Here is a 13,561-nt window from a genome sequence, read left to right as displayed (position 1 = left end):
ACTGTTCGACCGTCAGGTTTCTATCGTCCGGACCTGTTCGCTGCCTGTCTGGATTCGGCACGGACTTCCCGCTGAGTGACTCGAATTCGACACTGAATCCGATCTTGGCCTGTTCCAGCTTGTCATCGTAGGCGCTGAGCCGCCGTCCCTCCGGATAGGGTCCGAATTCACCCGGACGCGCAGCTGAGCCCTTCCTCCCGACGGACGAAGGGCTCTGCGCTGGAAGCGATTCGAGTTCTCGAGCCCACAGGGAAGCGTGGAAAGGCGGCGAACTGGCCGCCATCCTCGGAATCGAGAACGTCAACAGGTGACCGACCTCGATCACCCCGCGTCACCTTCCGGAATCACATAGAGGGTATGGCTGGCGTTCAACCGTCTCCTGCTGATTCCCACCCCAGTGACCCGTCCGATGAGGACCAATGACGAAGTGATGCTCTCGGCCACATCAACGGGACCCAGCGCTCCTTCTCGATCATCATTGAGCGCGAAACGCAGCCCCCTCATGTACGAATCCAGCGCACCCGGATGTGGTGAAGCGTTTCCAGTGACCGGGCAGGCTTGGTTCAGACCAGAGTCCTGGCGAAGGTGGTGCGATTGGTCGACTCCCGCTCCACCAGCGTGGGTGCGATCAACTGCTTCAGCGGGCGGGCGCTCCGGCCGCCGGCTATCTCCTCGAGCAGCAGGTCGACCGCGATGTCGCCGACTTCCTCGGCGGGCAGCCGGACAGTGGTCAGCGGTGGCGACAGGAATGCGGAGAAGGGGTAATCGCCGAAACCGATCACCATCATGTCGTCCGGCACCTTGAGCCCGCACTCCTCCAGGGCACGGTACAGGCCGAGCGCGAAGTAGTCGTTGCCGACCACGACCGCGTCCGGCAGCCTGGCCCGGCGCAACATCCGGCGCGCCACCTGGTAGGCCTGCTGTGGCTGCCATGGCAGGGCGGCCTGCTCGTGTCGGCGGGTGGGCACCCGCATGATGCTGCCGCGCGGCACGGACAGGCCGGCCTCGGCCATGGCCCGGCGGAAGCCGGCAATCCGGTCGGCGATGGTGGTGATCGGCAGGTCCTCCTCCAGCACCACGATCGAGCGGGCGCCACGGGAGATCGCGTGCGCGGTGGCGCGGTAGCCGCCGAGCTCGTTGTCGGTGCCGACAAAGCGGTAACCCAGATCAGGCAGGTCCCGGTTGAGCAGCACGGTGGGCACACCGACCGTGCCGAGCCGCCGCCACGGATCGGCGCTCGCCTGAACCGGGACGGCTATCGACCCACTCACCGAGGATCGCAGCAGCGACTCCACGGCGCGCGTCTCGTACTCCTCCGATTCGCCGGTCACCATCAGCAACAGCGAATAACCGTGATTCCGGGCGCGCAACTCGATGCTGGAGATCAGCTGCGCGTAGAACGGGTTGGACGGGTTGGTGATGACCAGGCCGAAGGTCATCGCGGAGCCCAGGACAAGCGACCTGGCCACCGAGTTCGGCACGTAGCCGACCCGCTCCGCCTCGGCGCGGACCAGTGCCCTGGTCTTCTCCCCGATGCCGTCCTTTCCAGAGAGGGCACGCGAGACGGTGTTGACCGACAGGTTCAACGTCGCGGCGATGTCCCGCAGGGTGTGACGCCGAGTCCCAGCCATCCGAGTGCCCCTCTCTCGCTCGCTCCCGGTAACACCTTGTGGCCGCTCCTCAGCTCTTGACGGTGAGATAGATACGCAGTGTCGCTGACGGACTGTTGCCCGCCACTGTGCCACGCAACCGCAGCCATTGGCCGAACTGGCCGACCGGCCAGGTCACCAGGCCGGGGCCGGTGACGACATGTTCGTGGCCGTCGAGGTCGCACCAGGTCAGGCCGTCCGGCGAGATCTGGGTGACCAGCCGTACCGCGACGTCGTCGCCGGACGCCGCAAGGGTGTGCACGAAGAAGCGCGCCTCGCCGGCCCACGCCACCTCGTACGGTTCCGTAGCGAAGTCGGAAACGAACGTCGTGTCCCGCTCGAGGACCGCCGTCTGCACCTGCCGCATAACGTCACCACTCCGTGGAAATGAGAACCGAATCGAGGAACAGGAAGTTACGGACCGTCGAGTGGGTCCGCACCGAGAAGTAGAAGTTCAGCAGATTCTCCAGCGAGTCGTAGCGCTCCTTGTACGGCGGGACCGGCACCGCGGACATGTCCATGATCCGATCGTTGACCTGTAGCTCGACGTTACGCCTGGCGCCCGTGTCGATGACCCAGCGCAGGTAGTGCCAGTTGACCTTCGTGGGCACCTCGTTGTAGCAGAGTTCCTGGGGCTCGCCGAACGGATGCCAGTCCTTCGGGTCGGGTGCGGTGAAGTCGGCCCCGTAGGCCAGCTTGACCTTGCCCTCGAGGTGCTCACGCGGCGTCGGTTCCGGCACGATCGGGTACACCCACTGCCGGGACAGCTTGTTGTCCAGCGTCGTATTCAGGTAGCGGGCCACCGTGTGGTAGCGCAGACCGCCGTCGCCGCACAGGTCGGTCGCCACGGTGAAGCAGCCGAACTGCGCCTCTGACGGGTGCAGGTTGCCGTCCCAGGTGACGTCTCCGAACTGGTCACCCGCGCTGCCGTCGATGGTCGCCTCGGCCTTGAAGGTGAAGTAGGCCTCGATCTGCAGCAGGCCGCGCCCGCTCATGGTGAGCCGCCGGATGGCGGTGGCGGTGTGCCCCTGGTAGGCCCGGGTGGCCAGCTTGAGCGCATACGACCCGGTCATGGCGCCATGGGAACCGATATCGAAGAAGGAGCAGTTCGAGAGCTGCGGCGGGCGGAAGTCACGCATGTGATCATCAACTGTGGAGAGATCGCCATTGCCGTTGTAATTGCCCAGCAGTTCGGTCCAGCCGTGGGTGCCGGAGTTGAAGTCGTCGTAGGTCAGAATACGCCGAAGCGGCGAAAATTTCGACAACCTCGGGTCTGCCGACAAAATGGCGGCGCGAAGTTCTGCGGCCAGGTCGGGCCGCTCCATCGTGGTCATGCCGAATGCTCCTGAAAAGGGTTTAGGCAATGCCGATTGGCGAATGTATACACCGACTGATCGACCGGAGTATGTCATACGGTCGCGATCGAACATTAACGTTAATGTTCAGCGACCGTCAACCCCCAGGGTAGCTACCGCTGCCGGTCCCGGGCGCCGTGGCGTGCCGTTCCGGAGTGCTGTTTTCACTGGTCAGGCGCACTGAAATCGCGCCCGCCCGGCAGGAGATGTCGGCCAGACCCTTGACGATCAGGGCCCGCCGACCTAGCATCAGCCGGGCAATCGAATTAACGTTAATGTTCCAGGCAGTTAACACGTCGCTCCGACAGCGGCCGACGGCTCGCCTTCGCCTGCGGATCACCTCCCAGACCGGCCGGCTCGGATGCCGGCCCATCTCCAACACCAAAGCCCCCAGCACCAAGCCGTCACCGCCAGACGCTTACGGCGTCATGGCTCAACCTGGAGTTGCCTGTCGATGCTGAAACGGGATGCCGACCGACAGCGATCGGACCGGCCATGACCGCGTACCTCTTCCGGCGCACGCTGTTCGCCGTCTTCGTGTTGTGGGGCGCCGTGACCGTTGTGTTCCTGGTGCTGCGATTGGTTCCCGGCGATCCGGCCCAGCTCATTCTCGGCTCCGATGCCACCCAGGATGAGATCGCGCGGCTGCGCGAGCAGATGGGCCTGAACCGCCCGTTGGTGGTGCAGTACGGGATTTATCTCGGCGATGTGGTCCGGTTTGATTTCGGCGATTCCTACCGCTACCACAGTGACGCCATGGGCCTGGTGATGGGCAGATTCCCGCTCACCCTTCAGCTCGCCGTCGTGGCGATGGTCATCGGCCTGGTGCTCGGGATCTCACTCGGCGTTGTCGGCGCGCTGCGGGTGAACCGCCTGGCCGACCGCGTGGTCTCGGTGTTCGCGCTGCTCTCGCAGTCCATGCCGTCGTTCTGGATCGGGATCATGTTCATCCTGGTGTTCGCCAGGCAACTGCACTGGCTGGCCAGTGGGGGCCACGGTGGATTCGACCGGCTGGTCCTGCCGGGGGTCACCCTCGCCCTGCCACTGATCGCGATCCTGATCCGGCTGACCCGTAGCGGCCTGCTCGACGTCGTCCATGAGAACTACATCCAGACCGCGCGGGCCAAGGGCCTGTCCGAGCGGTTAGTCATCTTCCTGCACGCCATCCGCAACGCGCTCATCCCGATCGTGACGGTGGCCGGTCTCGAGTTCGGCAAGCTGCTCGGCGGCGCGGTCATCGTCGAGACGGTCTTCTCCTGGCCCGGCGTCGGGCGGCTGCTCATCGACTCCATCTCGGCCCGTGACTACAACGTGGTGCAGGCCGCGATCCTGCTGATCGCCTGCGGTTTCGTCCTGATCAACCTGGTCGTGGACGTCCTGTACGGCTACCTCGACCCGCGCATTCGGCTGGGACGGTGACCATGGACAGGCCAACTGAGCAACTGCTGCCACAGAACGACAGCAAAGCGGCCGACAACCCGACGCCCAGCGACCCCCCAGTGGCAGGCAGGACACGGGTCAAGATCGGGCGGCTGCGCATCATCGCCTCGTTGTCGGTGATCGCTCTTTACGTGGTCGCCGCGGTGATCGGGCCGATCCTGCTCAAGTACGACCCGGTCGCCACCGACCTCGGCTCCCGGCTGAAGCCGCCCGGCACCTTGTTGCCGGGTGGGCACACCGCCATCTTCGGCACCGACCAGGTCGGTCAGGACGTGCTCGCCCAGATGATGCAGGGCGCGCGGGTGTCGATAACCGTCGGTTTGGCGACCCTGGTGCTGGCCGGTGTCATCGGCGTCGCCGCCGGCATCGCCGCCGGGTACTTCGGCGGCTGGCTGGACACGGTGCTCATGCGGCTGGCGGACGTCCAGCTCACCTTCCCGTCGATCCTGCTGGCCATCTTCATCGCGTCGATCCTCGGGCCCAGCGTGGTGAACGTCGTCATCGTCCTTTCCATCTCCAACTGGGTGACGTTCGCCCGGGTCACCCGCAGCCAGGTGCTCGGGCTCAAGAGCCGGGACTTCGTCGACGCCACCCGTACCCTGGGCGCACGGACCTGGCACCTGGTGACCCGCAGCATCCTGCCGTCCATGATCGCGCCGATCCTGGTGGTCGCGACCGTGGAGCTGGGGCACGTGATCCTGGCCGAGGCATCCTTGAGCTTCCTCGGCCTCGGCACCCCGGCCAGCACGCCGAGCTGGGGCATGACCATCGCCAACGGCCGGGACTACCTGTCCAACGCCTGGTGGATCTCCACGATCCCCGGCATCGGCCTGGCCATCCTGGTGATCGGCTTCGGCGTGCTGGGTGACGCGCTGCGCGACCGGTTCGATCCGCGGCTGAGGAGCATGTGATGGACGACCCACTGCTGTCGGTGCAGGACCTGACGGTACGATTCCGCACTCGGGCGGGAGCCGTCACCGCCGTCGACCGGGTGAGCTTCGATCTGGCCGAAGGGGAGACCCTGGCCATACTGGGCGAGACCGGCAGTGGCAAGAGCGTCACCGCCCAGGCCCTGATGGGGCTGGTTCCGCGACCGGCGGGACAGGTGGCCGGCGGCCGGATCGTCTATGACGGCACGGATCTGCTGGCCCGCCCGCGGTCCGAGACCCGCCGACTCAACGGGACCGACCTGGCCATGGTGTTCCAGGACCCGCTGAGCTCCCTCAACCCGGTGTTCCGGGTCGGCGCGCAAATCGGCGAATTGTTCCGGCGCCGTCGTGGCGCCTCCCGTTCCGAGGCGCGACACAAGGCGATCGAGCTGATGGACCGGGTGGGTATCCCGGCGGCCGCGCGTAGGGTCGACGACTATCCCCACCAGTTCTCCGGCGGCATGCGGCAGCGGGTGATGATCGCGATGGCGATCGCCCTTCAGCCCCGTGTACTCATCGCCGACGAACCCACCACCGCCCTGGACGTCACGGTCCAGGCACAGGTCATGGCGTTGCTCGCCGAACTCAAGGCGGAACACCGCATGGCGATGATCCTCATCAGCCACGACCTCGGCGTGGTGGCCGGCGTCGCCGACCGGGTCATGCTCATGTATGCCGGTCGGGTGGTGGAGACCGGCGGGCTGCGCGAGGTCTACGAAACGACCGCGCATCCGTACACCCGCGGCCTGATGGCCTCGATCCCGGCGCTGGACGGCGCGCGCGAACGGCTGGTGCCCATCAAGGGTTCGCCGCCGGACCTCATGCGGCTGACCGCAAGTTGCCCGTTCCAGCCCCGTTGCGAGTTCGCCACCGACATCTGTGGCACCGAGCGGCCGGAGCTCATGCCGGTGCCCGCCCGGCCCGAGTCGCATCGCGCCGCCTGTCACCACACGAAGGAGGTCGCCGCCGATGTCGTCCCCGGCTGACCCGCTGCTGTCGGTAAGAGACCTGCACACCAGCTTCCCGATCCGCTCCGCCTTGCTGCGGCGAAAGGCGGGCGCCGTCCAGGCCGTCTCGGGTGTCTCGTTCGACCTGCCCGCGGGCCGGACGTTGGGCCTGGTCGGCGAGTCGGGCTCGGGCAAGACGACGCTGGCGCGAACCGTCATCGGCCTGGAACCGCCGGAGTCCGGTCAAGTGCTCTTCGATGGCCAGGACCTGCTGACCCTGCCGGGGGCGGACCTGCGGCAGGCGCGCCGGCAGATCCAGATGGTCTTCCAGGATCCGTACGCGTCGCTGAATCCCCGCCTCACCGTCGAACAGATCATCAGCGAGGCCTGGCTCATCAACCCCGGTGTGGTGCCCCGCGACCGGTGGGCCACCGAGGTGAAGGACCTGCTGGCCAGGGTCGGGCTGAACCCGGATCATGCCGACCGGTACCCGCACCAGTTCTCCGGCGGGCAGCGCCAGCGCGTCGGTATCGCCCGGGCCCTGGCGCTCCGGCCGCGGCTGGTGATCTGCGACGAGGCGGTGTCGGCACTGGACGTCTCGGTGCAGGCGCAGGTCCTGAACCTGCTCGCCGACCTGCAGGCGGAACTGGGCCTCAGCTTCCTGTTCATCGCCCACGACCTGTCCGTGGTGCGGCACATCAGTGACGAGGTGGCGGTGATGTACCTCGGGAAGGTGGTGGAGATGGGGACGACGGAGCAGATATTCGCCGCGCCGGTGCACCCGTACACGCAGGCGTTGTTGTCCGCGGTGCCGGTGCCCCGCCCCTGGGCCTCGCCACAACGGCGGCAGATCATCCTCGCCGGCGACATTCCGTCGCCCGTGTCGCCGCCGTCCGGCTGCCGGTTCCGTACCCGGTGCTGGAAGGCACAGGATCGGTGTGTCACGGAGGAGCCCGTGCTCGCCGATCGGCTGGGCGATCACTCTTCCGCATGTCACTTCCCCGAGTTGCCGGTCTCTTCGGCGGGTTCGAAATGAGCGGGCGGGTCCGCCTGGTCCTCGTCCGCCACGGCGAGTCGGTGTGGAACGTCGAGGAGCGCTACCAGGGGCAGGCCGACTCAGGGCTCACCGCGGCCGGTCTCGAGCAGGCCGAGGTGGCCGCGGCCGAACTCCTGGCCCGCTTCGGAACGCCCGATCTGGTCGTCTCCAGCGATCTGCCGCGGGCCAGGGATACGGCGAGTGCGTACCTGCGCCACCTTGACCTCGATGCCGAGCTGGATGCCCGGTTGCGCGAGGCGGACATCGGCACCTGGGTCGGCCGGACCTTCACCGAGATCGCCGAGGAGTACCCGGATGATCTCGCGGCGGTCGGTCGCGGGGTCGATGTGCGGCGCGGCGGGGGCGAGACGTTCGCCGAGATGCGCCAGCGGGTGTGGGCGGCGCTTGTCGATGCCGGGAACATGGCGGCCGGCGGCGCGACCGTCGTCGTGTTCACCCACGGTGGCCCGATTCGGGTGGCCGCCGCCGCCGCACTGCGCCTGCCGTCGCCCGGTCACCTCAACTTCGCCCCGCCGGTGAACGCCTCGTTGACGGTCATCGGCTACGCCGGCCGACAGCAGAACAACTCGGTGGTCGAGTACAACTCGCCGACCGTACGGGCCGCTGACGCCGCGCGCACCGACTGAACCGAGAGGACCAGCATGCTGACCGGATCGTTCACCTTCGTCGTGATGACCTACAACCTGTGGGGTGACTGGCATCTGGAGCAGCGAGAGCCGGCGATCCATGACCTGTTCTCCACCCGGCCCCCCGATCTCCTGGCGACCCAGGAACTTCGTCCTCGCTCGCGCGCGGTGGTGGACGAGGCGCTGCCCGGACACGAACGGGTGCACGACGACTTCCCCGGATGGGGAGCGCAGAGCAATCTGTGGTGGCGGCGGGAACTGTTCGATCTCGTGGAGTACGGGACACGAGACGTCGGCATCCTCGATGCCAACGCCAGGTTGTTCTGGGTGCGGCTGAAGCCCAGAGTCGACGACGCACGGCCGCTGGTGTTCTCCACCGCACACCTGACGTGGCCGGGCCACGCACAGGAGCGGGCGGATGGCCGCAACCTGCGAACCGGACAGGCGGAGCGGGTGGTCACGGCGCTGGATGAAATCGCCGGCGACGCGGCCTGCCTGTTCACGGTGGACATCAACGATATCGGGCAGCCGTTGTGGGTGCTCGGCAACGGCGGCTTTCTCGATTCGTTCACCGCGTTGGGACGCACGTCGCCGGTCACCCACCCCGTGGAACCGCTGCCGTTCGTCGTCGACCGCGGAACGCGCCTCTCCCCGCTGGGGTCCCCGTCCAAGGCCATCGACTGGATCTTCTCCCGAGGCCCGATCGCCACCCGGGCCAGCGAGGTCGTCGAGTTCTTCTCGGCAGGGAACGCTCCGTCGGACCACAAGCCCGTCGCGGCGACCTTCACCCTGCCATCGGCTGCGGTATCAGCTCAAACCAATCAAGGAGAGAGGCAATGATCGCACGATCCCGGGCCATAGGCGGCCTCGCCGCAGTCGCCCTTGTGATGGGCCTCGCGGCCTGCGGCGGCTCCGGCGGCTCCGCTAGCTCCGATACCGAGGGCCAAGTGCTGCGCTACGCGCCACAACTGTTCCCCGTATCGCTTGATGTCCAGCAGTACCCTGCGGAAGAGGCGGTCCAGACCACCGTCCAGCAGGGGCTTGAGACGCTCACTGTCATGAAGGACGGCCAGGCGGCCCCGAAGCTGGCCACGTCATGGGAGAGCCCTGACGAGAAGACGTGGGTGTTCCACCTCCGCGACGGGGTGACCTTCAGCGATGGGAGCGCCTTCACCGCAAAGGACGTCAAGGGGTCCGTGGAGCGGCTGAAGAGCCTCAAGGGGGCGCTGGACCCGTTGCTCGCCTCCGTCACCGGCATTGACGCCACCGACGATCACACGGTGACGTTCCACACCTCGGCGCCGCTGGGCACCCTGCCCAGCACCCTGTCTCTGGTGTTCATCGGCCAGGGCGACAAGGTCACCAGCGATGCGTACTGGCAGAAGCCGATCGGCACCGGACCGTTCAAGTTCGACTTGTTCAGCCCCGACGACAAAGTGGTGCTCAGCCGCAACGACAAATACTGGGGCACCAAGGCCAAGGTGGCGAAGCTCGAGGTCCTCAACATGCCGGAGGTCTCGGCCCGGATCACCGCCCTGAACAACGACGAGGTGGATGTGCTCGCGTCGATCCCGCCGGACCAGGTGGCCGAGGTATCCGGCGTGGACGGAATCAAGTACGGGGTCGGCCCGAGCTTCAACTACTACTTCATCTGGTTCAACCAGAACAACAAGCCGTTCGACAATGTCAAGGTACGCCAGGCCATGTTGCATGCGATCGACATCAAGAGCGTTGTCGGCGACCTGTTCGGAGACCTCGGCACGGTGGCCCAGTCGCCGGTCACCCAAGCGGTCTTCGGGTCAACCCAGCTGGAACCGTACTCCTACGACCCGGCTCTGGCAAAGCAACTGCTCACCGAGGCCGGATATCCCAACGGCATCGACACCACGATCCAGTGGCCGCTGGCAGGTGGGCCGAACATCAAGGCAATGGCGCAGGCGTTCATCTCGTCCTGGGAAAAGGTCGGCATCAAGGTGCAGCCGCAGGAGAAAGAGCGGGCGACCTGGCTCAAGGACTTCGGCGCGCTGAACTGGGACATGAACCTGCAGACCAACACCACTGGCACCGGCGACGCCGACTTCACCCTGAACCGGCTGTACACCTGTGCGGCGAAGCGGATGGGCTACTGCAACAAGGATCTGGACTCGATCCTGGCCAAGGCGCGCGGGTCGCTGGACCAGAACGAGCGCAAGACGCTGTACGCGCAGGCGGACAAGATCATCTGGGATGACGCGGTCGGCATCTTCCCGGTGGATCTGAAGAACAACTACGCCGTCCGTGACAACGTCAAGGGATTGGAGATGCCGGTCAACGGGCGGCCGGACTTCTCGCAAGTGTCCGTCGGATAGCTGCTGGAGCCGTTCATCCAACCCCCCTTTTTTTGCAGGAGACACTCCATTGCCTCGAATCCGTTCCCTCCGCCCTGTCGTACTTGTCGGTCTTGCCGCCTTGGCCACCTTGTATGGGGCCCCCACCGCTCAGGCCGCCCTCACGGAGCCCGCCCGCAGCGCCTGCCGTAACGCCACCGAGGTACCGGTCGAGACCGGCGCCGCCTTCAACGACCCTGTCGCCGGCGCCCCGACCGCGGTCGTGGAACGGATCTGCTCGCTGATCAAGCAGGCCCCGGCCGGCTCGTCGATCGAGATCGCCGAGTTCGTCGTCTCAGGCGATGCCGGTGCCGATTACGCGGCGGTGCTGCTTGACGCGTACCACCGTGGCGTCCGGATACGCATGGTCATGGACGGCTATCAGATCGACAACCCCGCCGCCGAGGAGCTGATCCGCACCCTCGGCACCGACAAGTCGGCCCCCTCATGGGTGCATGTTTGCAGCCACATCAGCCCGGAAGGGAACACCACCTCCTGCCAGGGCACCAAGGGCATGCACAACAAGTTCTCGCTCTACTCGGAGACCGGCGGTCAGCACGACGTCGTCGTACAGGCCTCGAACAACATCACCGACGTCAACTCCACCAGCTACTGGAACAACCTGGTCGTGCTGCCCGGCAACCGTAAGCTCTTCGAGGGATACGGAAAGTACTTCGACGACCTGGCCGCCGAGGTGCAGAACCCCGACTACGACACCACCGTCACCACCGGCATGCGGGGCGGCCAGGTCACCGCCCAGTTCTATCCGGTCGCCGACCGAGACCCGATCGCTCGGCGACTCAGCCAGGTCGGCTGCAAGACGGAGGGCCGCACCCGGGTCGAGATCGGCCAGTCCGAGTGGGACGCCACCCGCCTCGCGATCGTCGACGAGCTCGCGGCGCTGGTGGCCGCGGGATGCCAGGTACGCGTCGTGCACGGTCTGGCCGACGACGCGGTCACCGCTGCGCTGGACGCCGCCGGCGTGCAGCGGCGGGTGCTCGACGGCTCGACTCCGGCCGGCCGCATCCACTCCAAGTACATCGTGGTCACCGACCCAACCGGCCGCGGCTCCGGGCAGGGCTGGGTGATGACCGGCAGTCACAACTTCAACGCCACCTCGCTGCTACGCAACGACGAGGCGATGGTCGAACTCTCCGAGCACGGCATCCTCGAGGCGTACGGCGCCAACTTCGCCCGGCTGTGGGAAGTCGGCGCGGCGAAAATTCAGGATCCGCTCACGGCGCGCAGCCTGGCGCGGTACACCTGGCGAGCCTGATCGTGCAGATCCCGGTGGGCGGCGCGCTGCGCGGCCGAGGCGAACGTGCCGTCCGCGTCCAGCAGCGGCTCCAGGAGGTCCAGCCAGCGCAGGCACCACTCGACGTCGGCCCGCCTGGCCACGTGATCCCCGATGTAGACCGGGCTGGTGTGCGCATAGGCACCCCCAGGGTGCATTGACCGGGGATGCGGCCCGCCTCCCGCCACGGCGACCACGTAGGTCGGTTCGTGCACGGTGAGCTCGGCGGTGAGCAGGCCGGGCCCGCCCTCCGCGATTACGCCGTCGGCGGTCCTGAGCTGGAGCCACTCCACCTCGGGGCCGACGGTCCGCGCGGTGATCGTGACGGTGTCGCCCTCGGCCGGCCGCATCGTGTCGCCCGGCCGGTGGCCGCCGACGTCGAGCTCGAGCCAGGGGCCCGTGGTGGCGAACGTGCGGCCCCGCCGTACGGCTTCGGCGAAGGAAACGGCGGTCAGCGGCCCATCGACCCAGGCGTATACCCGCTCCCAGCCGGGCGGGCTCGACGCGGTGCCGCGCCGCGATATGGACAGGACCGCGTCGGTGCCGGCGGTCACCGCGAGCCGGTTGCCGGCCCCGATGAGCCGGCGATAGACCACGGCGGTCGCCTGGATGGAGGAGTGGTTGAGGACGTCCAGGCTGTCGATCAGGCCGAGCGCCGCGTCCACCACGATCTCCCTGGCCGAGCAGTTGCGCCCGGCGGCGACGGCCCTGTCCGGCGGGTCGGTGTCGCTCAGATTGGTGTGGAACGGGTGGCCGTAGCCGGTGACCGCGCCAAGGCCGCGCAGTTCCGCCAGTGGAGCGCTGTTGGGATGCGTGTCCGGGCTGTCACCGAAGCCGCTGTGGAAGCGCGTGGGCATGCCGGTGAGGCCGAAGGCGCTGAAGTGTCCGAGCAGGTCATTGCGGTATTCCACGCCGAACCTGGCGACGTGGCTCTCGTCCGACCACGGCAGGTCCCGCCCGACCCACTCCTCCAGCAGCTCCCGGTCGTAGACCCGATTGCCTGCCACGTTGCCCGCGACCAGGTTCAGCACGTGCAGGTCCTCGCCGATCTGCGCGGCGGCGGCCCGCTCGGGGGTCGCCGGTTCGTCGCCCATCCAGTTGAGGTGGACGTGCAGGTCGCCCCCGTACCAGCCGTGGGCGGCCGCGTCGTAGAGACGTTCGGGCGTCAGCTCGACGGTCAGCTCCTCTCCCGGCGCGGGCTCCACGTCCACCGTGGCCGAGCCGTACTCCATGCCGCGCGTCACGGACACCGTGAGGCGCTCCGCGGGAACGTCGACCTCCAGGTCGTCGCCGTGGAAGTACGGTCGCAGCTGGGCATCCAGCGCGCGGACGGCGCCGCGTGGATACCATCCCTGCCCGTCCCCACTGGTGACGGCCCACCTGCACGGGAACCCGGCACGCAGCCGCACCCGGGCTGCGCGTGCCCGCCTGGTGAGCGCGCCGAGGTCAATCGGCTCTCCGGCGATCACCGTGCCGGCGCTGGTGATCGCCACCAGTTTGGCGCCTCCCGGTGGAACGACGTGCGCGACGCCGTCGACCGTCACGGTGACCTCCTCCGGCATGCTGGAGTCCAGCAGCAGCGTGGTCGAGAGCGGCGCGTCATCGAGTACGGCCAGCGTCCGGGCCTCCAACCGGTGCCCTTCGGGAGTGAGGCGCAGAGCCGCCAGGTTGTCCAGGACATCGCCACCCAGCGCGTCCCGTACCACGACGTCCAGGTCGAGCTCGCCCATTCGCGCGTCCATGTCGCGGCGCGTCCCGCCGAGCCGGCGGAAGCAGGCGTTCCAGTAGTCGTAACCGTTCATGAGGTAGGCGCTCGTGTGCACCTCCCCGACGTAGGGGATCAGCTTCTCGCCCCACGTCACCCCATGGAGGTCGAGCAGGCGGCGGTAATCGTGCAC

Annotated in this window: 12 protein-coding genes; 8 read left to right on the top strand and 4 right to left on the bottom strand. The window is 67.4% G+C overall.

The window, feature by feature from the left end; genetic code table 11:
- Positions 1-563: 563 nt before the first annotated feature.
- The 3 genes from H4W80_RS24335 to H4W80_RS24325 are packed head-to-tail and all read right to left on the bottom strand — an operon-like array spanning position 564 to position 2,983.
- Positions 564-1,631, bottom strand: a complete 1,068-nt coding sequence (locus tag H4W80_RS24335; protein WP_192787215.1) for a LacI family DNA-binding transcriptional regulator — start codon at positions 1,629-1,631, stop codon at positions 564-566.
- Positions 1,632-1,680: 49 nt separating this feature from the next.
- Positions 1,681-2,016 carry a hypothetical protein gene (locus H4W80_RS24330; RefSeq protein ID WP_192787214.1) on the bottom strand — a complete coding sequence of 112 codons (336 nt, stop codon included), beginning with the start codon at positions 2,014-2,016 and terminating at the stop codon, positions 1,681-1,683.
- 4 nt (positions 2,017-2,020) lie between these two features.
- A complete protein-coding gene (locus tag H4W80_RS24325) occupies positions 2,021-2,983 on the bottom strand; it encodes a DUF6772 family protein (RefSeq protein WP_225963633.1) in 963 nt (320 codons plus the stop codon).
- 516 nt (positions 2,984-3,499) lie between these two features.
- Between H4W80_RS24325 and nikB the strand changes: the two genes are divergently transcribed.
- The 8 genes from nikB (at position 3,500) to H4W80_RS24285 (ending at position 11,645) form a co-directional block, all read left to right on the top strand.
- On the top strand, positions 3,500-4,423 hold the full coding sequence (gene nikB, locus H4W80_RS24320; RefSeq protein ID WP_192787213.1) for a nickel ABC transporter permease: 924 nt from the start codon (positions 3,500-3,502) through the stop codon (positions 4,421-4,423).
- A 2-nt stretch (positions 4,424-4,425) separates the two neighbouring features.
- Positions 4,426-5,355: an ABC transporter permease gene (locus H4W80_RS24315; RefSeq protein WP_192787212.1), complete on the top strand. Its 930-nt coding sequence runs from the start codon at positions 4,426-4,428 to the stop codon at positions 5,353-5,355.
- Positions 5,356-5,375: 20 nt separating this feature from the next.
- A complete protein-coding gene (locus H4W80_RS24310; RefSeq protein ID WP_318787033.1) occupies positions 5,376-6,359 on the top strand; it encodes an ABC transporter ATP-binding protein in 984 nt (327 codons plus the stop codon).
- Complete coding sequence (locus H4W80_RS24305; RefSeq protein WP_192787210.1) at positions 6,343-7,356, top strand: ABC transporter ATP-binding protein; 1,014 nt, start codon at positions 6,343-6,345, stop codon at positions 7,354-7,356. The genes H4W80_RS24310 and H4W80_RS24305 overlap by 17 nt, the downstream gene beginning before the upstream one ends.
- Positions 7,353-8,003, top strand: a complete 651-nt coding sequence (locus H4W80_RS24300; protein ID WP_192787209.1) for a histidine phosphatase family protein — start codon at positions 7,353-7,355, stop codon at positions 8,001-8,003. The genes H4W80_RS24305 and H4W80_RS24300 overlap by 4 nt, the downstream gene beginning before the upstream one ends.
- 15 nt (positions 8,004-8,018) lie before the next feature.
- Positions 8,019-8,843, top strand: a complete 825-nt coding sequence (locus tag H4W80_RS24295) for an exonuclease/endonuclease/phosphatase family protein (RefSeq protein ID WP_192787208.1) — start codon at positions 8,019-8,021, stop codon at positions 8,841-8,843.
- A complete protein-coding gene (locus H4W80_RS24290) occupies positions 8,840-10,351 on the top strand; it encodes an ABC transporter substrate-binding protein (protein WP_192787207.1) in 1,512 nt (503 codons plus the stop codon). Before H4W80_RS24295 ends, H4W80_RS24290 begins: the two co-directional genes overlap by 4 nt.
- Positions 10,352-10,451: 100 nt before the next feature.
- Entirely contained in the window at positions 10,452-11,645 is a 1,194-nt protein-coding gene (locus H4W80_RS24285; protein ID WP_192787206.1) for a phospholipase D-like domain-containing protein, read from the top strand.
- Here H4W80_RS24285 and H4W80_RS24280 read toward each other — a convergent pair.
- Entirely contained in the window at positions 11,594-13,561 is a 1,968-nt protein-coding gene (locus H4W80_RS24280) for a CehA/McbA family metallohydrolase (RefSeq protein WP_318787032.1), read from the bottom strand. The two genes, H4W80_RS24285 and H4W80_RS24280, sit on opposite strands and share 52 nt — an antisense overlap.

It is taken from the genome of Nonomuraea angiospora, from assembly GCF_014873145.1.
In the GTDB taxonomy this organism is placed as follows: domain Bacteria; phylum Actinomycetota; class Actinomycetes; order Streptosporangiales; family Streptosporangiaceae; genus Nonomuraea; species Nonomuraea angiospora.
The sequence above is the reverse complement of the archived record's forward strand: the minus strand, read 5'-3'. Positions and strand labels throughout refer to the sequence as shown.

Bases quoted from the DNA above. Each gene is read 5' to 3' on its own strand.
- H4W80_RS24325 (WP_225963633.1), bottom strand. From the start codon at position 2,983: ATGACCACGATGGAGCGGCCCGACCTGGCCGCAGAACTTCGCGCCGCC.
- H4W80_RS24300 (WP_192787209.1), top strand. From the start codon at position 7,353: ATGAGCGGGCGGGTCCGCCTGGTCCTCGTCCGCCACGGCGAGTCGGTG.
- H4W80_RS24335 (WP_192787215.1), bottom strand. From the start codon at position 1,631: ATGGCTGGGACTCGGCGTCACACCCTGCGGGACATCGCCGCGACGTTG.
- H4W80_RS24305 (WP_192787210.1), top strand. From the start codon at position 6,343: ATGTCGTCCCCGGCTGACCCGCTGCTGTCGGTAAGAGACCTGCACACC.
- H4W80_RS24315 (WP_192787212.1), top strand. From the start codon at position 4,426: ATGGACAGGCCAACTGAGCAACTGCTGCCACAGAACGACAGCAAAGCG.
- H4W80_RS24330 (WP_192787214.1), bottom strand. From the start codon at position 2,016: ATGCGGCAGGTGCAGACGGCGGTCCTCGAGCGGGACACGACGTTCGTT.
- H4W80_RS24290 (WP_192787207.1), top strand. From the start codon at position 8,840: ATGATCGCACGATCCCGGGCCATAGGCGGCCTCGCCGCAGTCGCCCTT.
- nikB (WP_192787213.1), top strand. From the start codon at position 3,500: ATGACCGCGTACCTCTTCCGGCGCACGCTGTTCGCCGTCTTCGTGTTG.
- H4W80_RS24295 (WP_192787208.1), top strand. From the start codon at position 8,019: ATGCTGACCGGATCGTTCACCTTCGTCGTGATGACCTACAACCTGTGG.